9 protein-coding genes, 1 pseudogene and 1 riboswitch are annotated in these 14,032 nt (G+C 44.2%); of the genes and pseudogenes, 3 read left to right on the top strand and 7 right to left on the bottom strand.

From position 1 onward, the window contains the following. Positions 1-25: 25 nt before the first annotated feature. Positions 26-189: riboswitch (cobalamin riboswitch) on the bottom strand. 1,019 nt (positions 190-1,208) lie between these two features. The 3 genes from HWQ44_RS28900 (at position 1,209) to HWQ44_RS28910 (ending at position 5,462) form a co-directional block, all read left to right on the top strand. Then, a complete protein-coding gene (locus tag HWQ44_RS28900) occupies positions 1,209-2,108 on the top strand; it encodes a formylglycine-generating enzyme family protein (protein ID WP_292725390.1) in 900 nt (299 codons plus the stop codon). After that, positions 2,092-4,482 carry an arylsulfatase gene (locus tag HWQ44_RS28905; RefSeq protein ID WP_292725391.1) on the top strand — a complete coding sequence of 797 codons (2,391 nt, stop codon included), beginning with the start codon at positions 2,092-2,094 and terminating at the stop codon, positions 4,480-4,482. Before HWQ44_RS28900 ends, HWQ44_RS28905 begins: the two co-directional genes overlap by 17 nt. Before the next feature lie 107 nt (positions 4,483-4,589). Next, a complete protein-coding gene (locus HWQ44_RS28910) occupies positions 4,590-5,462 on the top strand; it encodes a bile acid:sodium symporter (protein WP_292725392.1) in 873 nt (290 codons plus the stop codon). Positions 5,463-5,540: 78 nt separating this feature from the next. On the opposite strand, the gene HWQ44_RS28915 is transcribed toward HWQ44_RS28910, so the two are convergent. From HWQ44_RS28915 to HWQ44_RS28945, 7 genes and pseudogenes are all read right to left on the bottom strand, one after another. After that, the gene (locus tag HWQ44_RS28915; protein ID WP_292725393.1) at positions 5,541-6,812 is read right to left on the bottom strand and encodes an MFS transporter; all 1,272 of its coding nucleotides are present in this window, start codon (positions 6,810-6,812) and stop codon (positions 5,541-5,543) included. Between the two features lie 139 nt (positions 6,813-6,951). Next, on the bottom strand, positions 6,952-7,113 hold the full coding sequence (locus tag HWQ44_RS28920; protein ID WP_292725394.1) for a hypothetical protein: 162 nt from the start codon (positions 7,111-7,113) through the stop codon (positions 6,952-6,954). A gap of 127 nt (positions 7,114-7,240) precedes the next feature. Then, positions 7,241-7,378, bottom strand: a pseudogene (locus tag HWQ44_RS28925) (NAD(P)-binding protein); the annotation flags it as partial. Positions 7,379-7,460: 82 nt separating this feature from the next. Beyond that, on the bottom strand, positions 7,461-8,285 hold the full coding sequence (locus HWQ44_RS28930) for an aquaporin (protein WP_292725395.1): 825 nt from the start codon (positions 8,283-8,285) through the stop codon (positions 7,461-7,463). After that, on the bottom strand, positions 8,272-10,944 hold the full coding sequence (locus tag HWQ44_RS28935; protein ID WP_292725396.1) for a glucosidase: 2,673 nt from the start codon (positions 10,942-10,944) through the stop codon (positions 8,272-8,274). The genes HWQ44_RS28930 and HWQ44_RS28935 overlap by 14 nt, the downstream gene beginning before the upstream one ends. A 106-nt stretch (positions 10,945-11,050) precedes the next feature. Then, complete coding sequence (locus HWQ44_RS28940; RefSeq protein WP_292725397.1) at positions 11,051-11,833, bottom strand: glucose 1-dehydrogenase; 783 nt, start codon at positions 11,831-11,833, stop codon at positions 11,051-11,053. Positions 11,834-12,179: 346 nt separating this feature from the next. Next, positions 12,180-13,574, bottom strand: a complete 1,395-nt coding sequence (locus HWQ44_RS28945; RefSeq protein WP_292725398.1) for a mercuric reductase — start codon at positions 13,572-13,574, stop codon at positions 12,180-12,182. Between the last annotated feature and the right edge of the window lie 458 nt (positions 13,575-14,032).

Here is a 14,032-nt window from a genome sequence, read left to right on the forward strand (position 1 = left end):
TGTACCTCGCAGATTTATGTATGTAAACGAATTGATTCTAACCGGCGGGCATCCTGACTTACCTAATTTTGGTTCACAGTTGCGGGACAGCGCCGGATTTACACCGGACTTTCCCCCTTGCGTCCGATAGCGCAGCGTGGCGTTAGCCATTGGCTGCTTCTCATCAGAACCGATTGGAGTAACTATATCACTATTACTAATTTTGAGTAGCACTCTTCATCAGGTATTCACCAGAACCTCACCGCCGTAGAGAGCAATTGGCTGTTTGGTACATTTGCACCAAGGGAAGTTGAGCTTAGGTATAGTTGTAAATGAAGGTTGACCATACAAACATAGTTTTACAGAAGCGATCGCTTCTACGTAATCCTTCTAAGTGGAAGTCAAACCAAGGAAGTACTCCAGTTTTACGAAAAAACTGGGTTTAAGAAGGGCATCAAAACTGGTTTTGTCGCTACACCAATATTTCACTGAGGTGGTGTTAAGCTTTTTCGTAGCTAAATATATATAGTGCTTGACTTATGTTTTCACAAGATGTAATTTATCAATATTAGATAAACATCGGTAAATTGATCGGTTTTTAGTATTTTGAGGAATTCTAAATAAAAAAATAGCTCAAAAACTCTCTCCTCCTTATTTATCTGTGCGGCAGTCCCTCATGGGGTAAACCCCCTTGGCGCTAGCCTCTCCCTTTGGGAGAAGACCGCGCTGCCTTGCCTCTGTGGTAGCCTGTGACGAGACACTCTGCAAATGCGTCTGCGTTTATTTTGGTAATTGATTTATTGGAATTATCTTAACAGAAATAAAGATATTTATTGTAAATTAGCCTGAGTTTAGAGTTAACAGTCTCTGATAGTATTAAAGATTGAAAATTTTCTTAAAATTATTATAAAATATAGATTTTTCGACAATAAATAATGTAATACGAGTAAGAGATTACCGAAAAATACAACGAAAAGGGGGATTGTTGATCTAAAATCCAAAATGATATAAGTTTTAAAAAAAATTGAATCTTATTGATGAACTACAGGCATTCAATTAGAAATAGCAAAAGTGAGAATATTAGGGATGGGAAAAAATATTGCTTTCTTACACTAATATTCATTCAAGGAATAGCGATCGCACTCTTATTCATCAATACAACCGCATTGGCAGCCATAGTCAATCCCTGTCCCCAAGATATGGCGATGATTTCAGGAGGAACATTCAAAATGGGGTCTGATAATTCCAGTTTTGTGGAAGAGCGATCGCCTGGAGATGTAACGGTGACTAACTTCTGTATTGATAAATATGAGGTAAAAAATGCACAATTTGGTGAATTTGTCAAAGAAACAGGATATGTGACAGTTGCAGAGCGCCCCTTATCTCAAGAACAGTTTCCCAATTTACCTGATGAGCAGCGATTACCGGGTTCCCTAGTGTTTGAGATGGCAAAACCAGGTGTCAAGCAAATTTCCTTTCTGAGTTGGTGGCATTGGACTACTGGTGCGAATTGGCAACATCCCTTTGGCCCAGACAGTGCTATCGCTAGCAAATCCAACTATCCAGTTGTCCACATAGCTTATGAAGATGCCCTAGCCTACGCCAAATGGTCAGGAAAATCCCTACCCACCGAAGCCCAATGGGAATATGCCGCCCGTGGTGGCTTGGATGGTGCAACATACACTTGGGGGAATCAATATTCTGAACATAGAGCCAACACTTGGCAAGGAATTTTTCCCTTTTTCAACACCAAAGCCGATGGTCACTTGGGCATTGCTCCCGTCGGTTCTTTTGCACCCAATGGTTATGGACTCTATGATATGACCGGCAATGTGTGGGAATGGACTACTGATTTCTTTCAAATCGGACGCGATCGCAAATCCCATCAAATTAATCCTATTGCCTTAAATCAAAGCTTTGATCCCAAAAAGCCCGATGAATCAGAGTTACACGTGATCAAGGGGGGATCGTATCTCTGCGCTCCCAATTACTGTAGCCGCTTCCGTCCGGCAGCGCGGGAGTCAGAATCACCCGATACGGGAACTACTCATATCGGGTTTCGGCTAGTTAAAAATTTGCCCTCCAGCACACTACCTTTGATGAGCAACAATAATGGCACAACAGACTGATCCCCACAAAAAAGATTCTTTGTATGTATCTCTGAAGTTAACTTCTGGTGCGATCGCCTTTTTGACAGCCCTAACGCTAATATTTTCTAGTCTCTTACCTCTACCTGCTTGGGCAGACTACGGCGACAAATTGCCATTACCCCAACCATCTTTTAAAGGCAAAATTGGCATTACTTACAAAGAATCCGAACCAGACTTCCCCAAACCAATTAAGGCTCCAAAAAATGCACCAAACGTTTTGCTGGTGTTGCTTGATGATGTCGGTTTTGGACAAACTAGCACCTTTGGCGGTTCGATCGATACGCCTAATTTAGACCGTCTAGCAGCAAGGGGATTGCGCTATAACCAATTCCACACTACAGCACTCTGCTCTCCTACCAGAGCCGCATTGCTCACGGGACGCAATCATCATTCTGTGAATACAGGTGTGGTTGAGGAGTTAGCCACAGGCTATCCAGGTTATACAGCGATTTTACCTAGAAGTGCGGCAACGATCGCTGAAGTCTTGCGCGACTATGGATATAACACGGCGGCCTTTGGCAAATGGCACAATACCCCAGACTATGAAACCAGTGCGGCTGGCCCATTCGATCGCTGGCCGACAGGTTTAGGTTTTGAGTACTTCTATGGATTTATGGGCGGTGATACCAATCAATGGAGTCCAGCTTTGGTGGAAAATACCCAACATATTCAGAAACCAAATCGCCCTGATTATCACCTCACCCCCGATCTAGCAGACCATGCAATTAAGTGGATTCGCACCCAACAAGCGATCGCTCCTGATAAACCCTTCTTTACCTACTTTGCCACTGGCGCAACCCATGCCCCACACCATGCGCCCAAGGAATGGATCGACAAGTACAAGGGTAAATTCGATCGAGGTTGGGATAAATTACGCGAAGACATCTTTGCTCGTCAGTTAGCTTTGGGTGTAATTCCCGCCGATACTAAACTGACTCCTCGTCCGGCAGAACTCCCGGCTTGGGATTCCCTCACTCCCACCGAGCAGAAAGTTTATGCGCGTCAGGCGGAAGTATTTGCAGGTTTCCTTAGCCATACCGATGCACAAATTGGTAGAGTCATTGATGCGATCGATCAACTTGGTGAGTTGGATAACACCTTAGTCTTTTTCATCGCCGGCGATAATGGTGCGAGTGCTGAAGGCGGCTTAACAGGTAGTGTTAATGAATTAAAAGTCTTTAATGGCGTAGCAGAAAGTCCTCAAGAAGTTCTCGCGGCTTTTGATGATTTAGGTGGGCCAAAAACCTTCAATCATTTTCATGCAGCTTGGGCTTGGGCAGTAGATAGCCCCTTCCAATGGACAAAACAAATTGCTTCTCACTTCGGCGGAACTCGCAATGGTTTAGTTGTAGCTTGGGGCGAACGTATCAAAAATCGTGGTGAACTGCGGAGCCAATTCCATCATGTAATTGATATTGCGCCTACAATTCTAGAAGCTGTGGGGATTGAAGAACCAGAGGTAGTCAACGGTGTAAAACAACAACCCATCGAAGGTACTAGCCTTGTTTATAGCTTTGATAATTCTGCCGTACCATCTAATCACAAAACCCAGTATTTTGAGATGTTTGGCAATCGTGGTATTTACGATCGAGGTTGGGTAGCAGCCGCCCGTCATGGACGCTTACCTTGGGAGCGTGTCTCCAAAACCACCTTCGATGAAGATAATTGGGAACTATACGATATTACCAAAGACTTCAGTGAAGCCAACGATTTAGCCAAGCAGAACCCTGACAAGTTAGCGCAACTACAAAATCTATTTCTGAAGGAAGCAGAGAAATACAAAGTTCTGCCCTTGGATGATCGCTTACTTCAACGGTTTGATGTCAAAATCCGTTCTAACCTAACCACAGAACGCAATAGCTTTACTTATTCCACATCTGTTGCAGGGATTCCCGAAGGCAGCGCTCCCAATATTAAGAATCGCTCTTTTAGCATCACTGCCGATGTGGATGCTGCTTCATCTGGTACTGAAGGCGTTTTAGTCACCCAAGGCGGACGTTTTGCGGGTTGGAGTTTATTTTTGAAAGAAGGTAAACCCACCTTTGCTTACAACTTCTTAAATAGCGATCGCACAATCATTCAATCTTCCCAACCAATTGCGATCGGCAAATCCCAAATCAAATTTGACTTTACTTATGACGGTGGCGCTCCGGGAGCAGGCGGTACTGGTAAGCTTTCGATCAACGATCAACAGGTTGCCGAAGGTCGCATTGATAAAACCGTAGGCTACCGATTTGGTTTAGATGAAACCTTTGATGTTGGTCAAGATACTGGCACACCTGTGGTAAATACTTACCAAACACCCTTTGCATTCACCGGCAACTTACAGCAAGTCACCCTGGAATTGAAGTAATAGGGACTGAGGATTGGGGACTGGGGACTGGGGTAATTTATTCCTCATCCCCCCCTGCTCCCCTGCTCCCCTGCTCCCCTGCTCCCCTCTGCATGAGATAAAAAATCATGAATGAAATCTTGTCACTAATCGACAAATTCGCACTTTTCACATTTATCGTGTTCACCATGCTGGGTGCAGGGTTAAGTCTAACTGTACAACAGATTTGGGAACCACTCCGCAACCTCCGCTTAGTCATATCATCGCTGCTAACAAATTTTGTGCTAGTGCCGCTTTTTGTATATTTGTTACTACAAGTAGTACATTTAAGTGAACCACTAAGAGATGGCTTACTGATCATGGCAGTAGCATCAGGGCCTCCAGCACTACCAAAACTTGCCCACATAGTCAAAGGCAATATCGCTTTCTCAGTGGGATTAATGATGTTGCTAATGCTGGGCACAATTTTTTATATGCCGGTTGTACTGCCCTTAGTGGTAGAAGGTGTGCAAATTAACTCCTGGGACATTGCCAAACCCTTATTGTTAATGATGGTCAGCCCATTGATCATTGGGTTATTCATCAAAGCAAAATTGAGTGCGATCGCCCCCATTATCCAACCTATTTTGTTCAAATTATCTAATGCTGGATTGCTTTTAGGTCTGGTTGTCAGGCTGATAGTTCACACTAACGATATCATTGGCTTATTACAAACAGGTGCAATTTTAGTTTGTGCCGTTTTCATAGTCTTCTCCTTTACCGTCGGTTATCTTTTGGGCGGCCCTGGTATCGATACTCAACGAGTGCTAGGAGTAGGAACAGCTCAACGTAATTTTGCCGCAGCATTATTAGTAGCTACAAGTAATTTTGAAGATCCCAGCGTGGTGAGCATCATCATGGTGACGAGTATTTTAATGATGATTGTAGTTCTGATCGCCGGGCCAAAGTTCATAGAACTAGACCAAGGAACGGGTGTAGAGATAGAGCAGGTAAAGGGTTGAAATTCTCCTGACTGCAAAAATATCTCTGTTGCTCATTTTGACAAAAAGCAGGAGCTTGGGAGCTTGTTTAGTACAGCTTTAGCGATCAATCCAACGGCTCACTGCTGGCAATTGTGCAGAGAACCATACCGCACCTAAGATATTTAGACTGCCACAGACAATCAAGGCATTAGTCGCACCAAAATTATGTGCCAAAGTTCCAGCTAACAGATTCCCAAAGGGCATCATACCCACCATTGCTAGGGCATAAAAACTCATCACCCGTCCGCGCTTATCCTCGGCAACTAGGGTTTGAATAATCATATTACTACTGGTAATCAGGAGGATGGAAAAGCAGCCTGTAAACACCAGTATGATTATGGATAATCCAACTTGACGCGATAGTGAGAAGGAGATCAGACTTATCCCAATCAAGACTTGAGCGACTACAATCAAACGCTCTAAGCCCGCAATCCCTCGCCTGATACTGAGATACAAACAAGCAAACAACGAGCCAATGGGCGCTGAGGTGCTCAAGTGAGCCATCGTAGTTGCATCCCCATTTAAAATCTTAGCCGCGAAGAGGGGCATGAGCGCGACATGAGACATCCCGACTAAACCTTGTAGCGCCAATATTAATAAAATTGCTCTAATCGGCTGGAAATTGGAGACATATTCAAAGCCCTCCCGCAATTTATGCAAAGTATCACTAAGGCTCGTCAGGATCTGCGTGGATCGGACTTTCAGCCGCATTGCAAGCAGGGTAAAAATGGCAGGGATATAGCTGAGGGTATCGTAGAGAAAACAATATTTCACCCCTAGCGTCGCAATTAAAATCCCGCCCATAGCAGGCCCCAATACCAGCGAGGAACTTAACATCACTGAATTCAAAGCGATCGCATTACTCCAATCAGCGCGATCATCTACGGTTTCGGTGACGATTGTATGACGCACGGGCATATCTAATCCCTTGAGAAAACCATTGAGAACACTCAGTACCAATAGGATGGGAAACGTCATCGAATTCCTAAAGGTAAGAATCGTTAATGTCAGGGAAACGCTAATTCCCAATATCTGCACCACCATTAACAAATCACGACGACTCCAGCGATCAGACAATACGCCCGAAAACGGAATCACTAATAACGTCGGTAAAAATTGTACAAAGCCTGCAACTCCCAACAACCAAGCCGACTTAGTTAAATCGTATACCAGCCAAGGAATAGTTAATTGCTGGGTCATAAATGTCCCAGACATTGATAGTAACTGTCCCCCAAAAAATAGGCGAAAATTACGCCAGCGAAAGGCGGGTAAATATTGGTAAATGATATTACTTACGCGATCGCCTAGTTGTCTATTCCAAATTTTCATTAGGGCAATTCTATCTATTATATTCTACTAAATATTAGAGCAACTAATATTTAGTCTAGCTAATAATTATAAGGTAATTGCGTAGTTTACCGTCGCAGGCATCACGTCTGGTTTTGTAGCAAGCTTGCTGATTCAAAAGTTAAGCCCTATTCCTAAGGGCATCCGGTGTAATCGCTGCATACTGCTGAGCAGTTAAGGTTGCTCCTTTAACATCGACTTGTTTTGGCACAACTTTCAGTTCATATAGAAGATCCGCAACCTTTTGTTGAGCGCTAATCACTTCCTCAGTAATTGGTCTCATGTCATATTTCCTTCTCGTCAGCGTCAACTCCATAGTATCGACATCAGTCTTGACCTTCGGTGCAAGGATTTCGGCAGATGCCTGAGCAAAAATGGGTGGCGAAACGCCAGCAGGCCCAAGGTCAACTCCAGTTTTCCTTTTCTCGCGGTAAAAATTTACCTCGTTCCAAAATTAAAATTTTCTTGCCACTGGGTGCAAGATGATAGGCTAAAGTGCCTCCACCCGCCCCAGTGCCGATGATAATCACATCATAATGAGTGTTCATTGTCAGACAATTTTGGATTTTAGATTTTAGATTTTGGATTTTAGATTAATTCCACAAATAATTGAGGAATAATTGTGACCAATTATTCTCCTGGAATTGGCAGAGAGTCACTCAAATCGATTTTGCCGTGACGATTGTAGTCACAGCGAAAAATACAGCGTTTATGATTGTTGTGATGCAATTTGGCACACTTGACGGCGCGTTTGCCAAATAGATATTGATATACTCTTGATGCCAGCAACATCCCCGCAGGTGGCACAATTACATATAGCCAAAATGCTGTCCAAATGTGGGCAGGTAAAGCAGAAGCAAGGCTGCGGGCAGGGTTCATGCCAAAGCCAGATAGAGGAGCTTCAAAAAAAACGTAAAGCATTACCAGAAATCCGGCAAATAGCCCTGTAAAGCGACTGAGTTTCTGATTGTTACTACTTAGCAGCACGATCATCATCATTACAAATGCAATGACTAGTTCGCCCAATACAGCCACAACCCACCCTGATTTTCCTGGCACAGTGACGATATAGTTCACAGGCACTTTGGTGAACACCTGACCCAGCAATAATGCCACCAAATAAACCCCAAACAAACCGCCCAAACATTGAAACATAATGTAAAAAATAGCATCCTGACGTTTGACTTTTCCCAGACGATAGAATGTGAGCGTGACAGCAGGATTCATGTGTGCGCCGGATTGCTTACCCCAAGGCGAATAAATCAGGGTAATTGCCGTTATTCCCATAACTACACCAATTAAAAATCGGCGCAAATTGCCATTGGGAATTGCTTGATGAATCGGGGAACCAGGATACTGAAATACACAGGTGAATACTCCCGCAGCAATCAGAAATAATGCTAGCTGTGCTGCTTCCATTAAGTATTCTGGTAAATGCTTTCTAAATGTTTCCATGCTGCTCTTGCGCTCGGTGTTCAGCATTTTGGAGAATTAAGGCGGCGACTAATCCTGTCCAGCCTGTTTGATGACTGGCTCCAATACCCGCCCCGTTATCTCCATGAAAGTATTCATGGAACAAAATATAATTGCGCCAATGGGGATCGGATTGAAATATTTCCAGACCGCCATATACCGGGCGACGACCGGCAGGATCTTGCTCAAAGATCGCAACTAGGCGATGAGAAAGGGCGATCGCTATTTCCTTTAATGTCATTTCTTGCCCCGAATCTGTGGGATATTCCACCTTCAAGCTATCTCCGAAGTAATCATAAAACCTCCACAGTGATTCAATAATTAAGTAGTTTACCGGGAACCAAATCGGGCCGCGCCAGTTAGAGTTACCGCCAAACAAACTTGTGGTAGATTCGGCGGGTTCGTAACGAACGCAGTAATCATGTTCGCCTTGATGTAATATATAAGGATCTTTGAGGTGATGCTTGGAAATAGCGCGAATTCCGTAATCACTTAAGAATTCATTCTCATCGAGCATCCGTTGCAGAATGCGTTGTAACTTTGTCTTGTAAGCGATCGCTAATAGCCTTCTCGCACCTACCCCCGGTGTTTCCATACAGGCGACATTATCTTTTAAATCTGGGCGATTGCGAATGAACCATTCCATCCGACGCTTGAAGCCGGGAAAACGCTCTAAAGTTTCTAATTCCAGCACTGTGACAGCGTAAAGGGGAATTAACCCAACCATTGAGCGCACTTTGACGGGAAATTGCCGTCCATCGGGTAAATGCAGCGCATCGTAGTAAAAGCCCTCTTCTTCATTCCAGAGCGAAATATCTGCATTCCCAATGCCGTCAATGGCATCGGCAATGTAGAGAAAATGCTCGAAGAACTTGCTGGCAATGTCTTCGTAGGTAGAATCTTCTTTCGCGAGTTCCAGGGCGATCGCTAGCATATTTAAACAGTACATTCCCATCCAGCTTGTACCATCTGCTTGATTGAGATGTCCGCCTGTGGGTAGTTCCTTGCTGCGGTCAAATACCCCTATATTGTCCAGTCCCAAAAACCCGCCCTGAAAGACGTTTTTACCTTCTACATCTTTGCGATTTACCCACCAAGTAAAATTCAGCAACAGCTTGTGAAAGACCTTTTCTAAAAAAGCGCGATCGGCTTTTCCGTAAGACTTCTGCTCGATTTGATAAACGCGTAAAGCTGCCCACGCCTGCACGGGTGGATTAACATCACCAAATGCCCATTCGTAAGCAGGTAATTGACCATTGGGCTGCATATACCATTCTCGCGTCAGGCGGTCAAGCTGCAACTTGGCAAAATTTGGATCAATGACAGCTAAAGGAATCAGGTGAAATGCTAGATCCCAAGCAGCAAACCAAGGGTATTCCCACTTGTCTGGCATCGAGAGAATATCTTCGCTAAATAGAGAAATCCACTCATGGTTGCGTCCAGCCTTTCTTTCCGGTGGAGGTGGTGGTTGTTGGGGATCGCCCTTGAGCCAGTCATGGACGACATAGTTATAATACTGCTTGCTCCATAGCAAGCCGGCAAAGGCTTGACGTTGAATATTGCGCTCATCTTCTGACACGGGAAAGGGAGAAATGCCCTGATAAAATTCATCAGCTTCAGCAATGCGTGTCTGGAAAATTGTGTCAAAATCTTTGCCAAAAGGCTCTGTAAGTGTTTGCACATCACTCAACCGCAAGCGCACAACTTTAGTTTCACCTGGATTGATGGTTAATTTGTAGTGAGAGGCAAACTTTGTGCCTATACGTTTGGGATTGACGGCTGCTGTTTTCCCATTCACAACATACTCATTAATGCCATCTTTGACATAAGGTGAATCATTGCTGGAACCAAATAATCGTTCGTAATTGGTTTCGTTGTCCGTAAACAGGAGTTCTGTATCTCCTTGGCAGTAAAGCCAGCGAGTTCCTAGGTGAGAATTCTCGGCTTCAATTAAACTGAAGTTGGAATCTGAGCTAACCACTTTCATAAAAGGTTTCTCAATTTCGGGATTCCAAGCCCAGATATTCCGAAACCAGAGTGTTGGCAGTAGGTGGAGTGTGCTGGCTTCTGAACTGCGATTAGCGATCGCAATTTGAATTAAAATATCTTCCGGTGTGGCTTTGGCATACTCGATAAAAACGTCAAAATAACGGTTCTCGGCAAAGATCCCCGTATCAAGTAGCTCAAACTCCGGCTCAAATTTGCTTCTGCGTCGATTTTCTTCTAACAGTTGCATGTAGGGAAATGCTTGTTGAGGATACTTGTACAAGCATTTCATGTAGGAATGGGTGGGCGTATTGTCAAGATAAAAGTAATACTCTTTAACATCTTCACCGTGATTACCTTCTGTGCCCGTTAGCCCAAACAGTCGTTCTTTGAGAATGGGATCGTTGCCATTCCACAGGGCGATCGCAAAACACAAACGTTGGCGACTATCGGAAATACCAGCAATGCCATCTTCGCCCCAACGATAAACACGCGATCGGGCATGATCGTGAGGAAAATAATCCCAAGCAGAACCGTCTCGGCTGTAATCCTCCCGTACCGTTCCCCATTGGCGATCGCTGAGATAAGGCCCCCAGCGTTTCCAGTAGGCAACACGTTCTCGATCCTGCTGCAATCTTACTTCTTCTGGAGTCACGTCGCTTCGCTCCGAATTCAAAATGGGAATGGGGATTGGGGACTGGGGACTGGGGACTATAAAAAAGCTTCCCACACTTCCCACACTTCCCACACTTCCCAACACTCTATTGCTCTTGATAATTCCAGAGCAACCCACCGTCAACAAAAAATGTTGTACCTGTTACATAATCTGACTCAGAAGATGCGAGAAATGCAACTATAGATGCAACATCTCCTGGTTGTCCCAATCTTCCCAAAGGAATGTTTTTCAGGAGCGCCCCTAACTTCTGTGGATCGTTTAAAAGTTTAGTATTTATGGGAGTTTCAATTGCCCCTGGCGCAACATTATTAATATTAATGCCATGAGGAGCCAGTTCTACAGCCAAATTACGGGTGAGCATTTTCAAGCCACCTTTGCTAGCACAGTAAGCAGCAAAGTGCGGAAAAGGTAATTCTTCGTGTACGGAACTAATATTAATAATCTTGCCAGGTTGCTTTCTTTCTAGTAGGTGTTGCACAAATGCTTGTGTGGCAAAGAATATTCCTTTGAGATTCACATTCATGACAGCATCGTAATCGGCTTCAGTCACATCCCAAAAATCGGCGTTTTTTTCAATGCCTGCATTGTTAACCAAAATATCTAGCTTGCCAAAGTGGGAAATACTGTCTGCAATCATGCGCTGCACATCGGCAACCTTACCTGTATCTCCTTGAATTGTAAACCCATCTACTATATGGCACTGACCACCAGCGGCTTTTACCTTCGACAAGGTTTCTTCTGCACCTTCAGGATGAGAGCGGTAGTTGATAACAATACTTGCTCCTTCCTGTGCTAGACGAATTGCGATCGCCTGTCCTATCCCTTGACTACTCCCTGTAACCAGTGCAATTTTATCTTTTAGTTTCATCTACCTGTTCCAATATGATTGATTGTGGGGTGGGCATCTTGCCATTAGTGTCAACTTAAGGTTAAAACCCATTTGTCAACGATAGGTTTTGTTAGGAACGAAGTATAAAGGTGAACTTTTTTCTGACTTTTATACGCAAGCTGGGAGTGATGCTAATAAACAAAGCATTAATAGTCCCTGAAAAAGTTCGTTTTTTGTCCCTTTCAAACCAAATTGTTAAGCATAAATGCTTATTGACATAGGAAGTTTGAGCTTAACTTGACACCTATGGCATCTTGCCCGCCCTGATAATGCAAGTTCTATGCGTAACAGCTTATAAGTCCTTGGGTCTGCGCTTGCTGTCTCCTTATAACTTAGAAAACAATATATTTAACCCTTCAGTCATCGTGGGATGAGTCAAAATACCATCGCGCAGAACGGTGTAGGGCATCTGAGCTTGCATCACCATCTGCACCGTCGAAATCACTTCACCTGCTTCATGACACAACAGGGAACACCCTAGAATTCGACCTGTCTCTGTATCCACGATCGCCTTCAGCAGTCCATCGGTTTGACCGAGTGTTCTTGCTCTGGGAACAGCTGACGCATCAACCTTCGCCACGCGGATGGGATATCCTTGTTGCTGTGCTTCAGTTTCGGTTAAACCCACATGAGCCAGTTCTGGATCGATGAACAAACAGGATGGCACTAAGCGATCGCTTGTACTGCGATCGCCCCCATCAATTAAATTAGCTTTGACAATGCGATAATCATCAAGGGATATATGGGTGTATTGCGGCCCCCCATTGATATCGCCTAACGCCCAAATTCCGGGTACATTTGTCTCCAGGCGATCGTTGACTTGAATAAATCCGCGTGTATCGGTTGCCACACCAGCAGCAGCTAAATTTAAGCTCTCGGTATTGGGCGCACGACCAACGGCGACGAGCAAATGCGAACCCTGGAGGCTGAGGGAGCGATCGGCAACTTGGATTTGCAGGATGGTTTCATTGCCAGTGCGATCAATCTTCAACACCTTCGCCTTCAACAAGAATTCAATACCATCTTGTTCTAACAGTGTTTGAACTGCGATCGCTATATCTGGATCTTGCTGTGACAGGATTTGCTCACTTTGTCCAATGACAGTAACGCGAGAGCCAAAGCGCCGAAACATCTGGGCAAACTCTAAACCAATATAGCCACTACCGAGAACGATCAGGTGTTCAGGCAAGTATTCTAGCTCCATAATCGACTCACTCGTTAAAAACTCAACTTCTGTGAGTCCGGGAATGGATGGAATTAACGGTCGTGTGCCTGTATTAATAAATAAGCGTTCGGCGGTAAGTAAGCGATTGTTCCCGTCAGCCATCGTTACTGCGATCGTTTTGGGAGCAACAAACTTTGCTTCGCCAATAATCAAGTTGTTATCCAGAGCCTTTTCTAGATTGTGCAAGTTCATTTCACGCGCAGATTGCACAACCGATCGTTTTCGTTGGATCACCTCTGCTAAATTAACAATGGGTGTGTTGCTTTTAACACCATAAGCGGCACTGTTTCGCACTGTGTTTGCTACATTGGCACTCGCCACCATCGTTTTAGTAGGAATGCAGGCGATATTGATGCATCCGCCACCAATCATGTTTAAACTGCGTTCAACTAGAGCGGTTTTACGTCCGTCAGCAACTAGCGCTGGTGCTAGTGTTTTACCCGCTTTGCCGCCGCCGATAATAATATCGTCATAGTGTTGAGTGTCCACTTCCATATCCTTTGAGTTTGATCGGGTGAATACGATTTCTAGAAGGTGTTATGAATTTCAGAAAAAACTGGCTGACTAAGAGGGTTTTAGCGATAACGTATTTGCCCTAGTACTGTGTCAATAAATAATTGATGGATAAATTTCCTGTAGAGACGGCAATTTATCGCGTCTCTTTAACCGTCAAAATGAATTATGACAGACTACTAGCTGGGTTTCCAAAAAGTGCTAACATCCGCGCTTAGGATTCAACTTTTCGTACAAGCTTGGTTCATCAAGATACGCTTGTTTTTATACACCTCTAAAGTTCCAGACTGCGGATTATCTAAGGTGCTATCCCACACCCAATATTCATAAATTCCATTCCGAAACTTATAGAACCCATTTGATATCTTTTAGACGAGCAAGTAGAATCAACAGAAATTAGGTGCATTGAAACAGTTTAGGGTTGAAAATGGGGTATTCAA

The sequence above is a fragment of the Nostoc sp. JL34 genome (assembly GCF_017114945.1).
In the GTDB taxonomy this organism is placed as follows: Bacteria; Cyanobacteriota; Cyanobacteriia; order Cyanobacteriales; family Nostocaceae; genus Nostoc.

What these genes read in the sequence shown, in the direction of transcription:
- HWQ44_RS28900 (WP_292725390.1), top strand. Translation starts at nt 1,209, where the DNA reads ATGGGGTCTGATAATTCCAGTTTTGTGGAAGAGCGATCGCCTGGAGAT.
- HWQ44_RS28905 (WP_292725391.1), top strand. Translation starts at nt 2,092, where the DNA reads ATGGCACAACAGACTGATCCCCACAAAAAAGATTCTTTGTATGTATCT.
- HWQ44_RS28910 (WP_292725392.1), top strand. Translation starts at nt 4,590, where the DNA reads ATGAATGAAATCTTGTCACTAATCGACAAATTCGCACTTTTCACATTT.
- HWQ44_RS28915 (WP_292725393.1), bottom strand. Translation starts at nt 6,812, where the DNA reads ATGAAAATTTGGAATAGACAACTAGGCGATCGCGTAAGTAATATCATT.
- HWQ44_RS28920 (WP_292725394.1), bottom strand. Translation starts at nt 7,113, where the DNA reads ATGAGACCAATTACTGAGGAAGTGATTAGCGCTCAACAAAAGGTTGCG.
- HWQ44_RS28930 (WP_292725395.1), bottom strand. Translation starts at nt 8,285, where the DNA reads ATGGAAACATTTAGAAAGCATTTACCAGAATACTTAATGGAAGCAGCA.
- HWQ44_RS28940 (WP_292725397.1), bottom strand. Translation starts at nt 11,833, where the DNA reads ATGAAACTAAAAGATAAAATTGCACTGGTTACAGGGAGTAGTCAAGGG.
- HWQ44_RS28945 (WP_292725398.1), bottom strand. Translation starts at nt 13,574, where the DNA reads ATGGAAGTGGACACTCAACACTATGACGATATTATTATCGGCGGCGGC.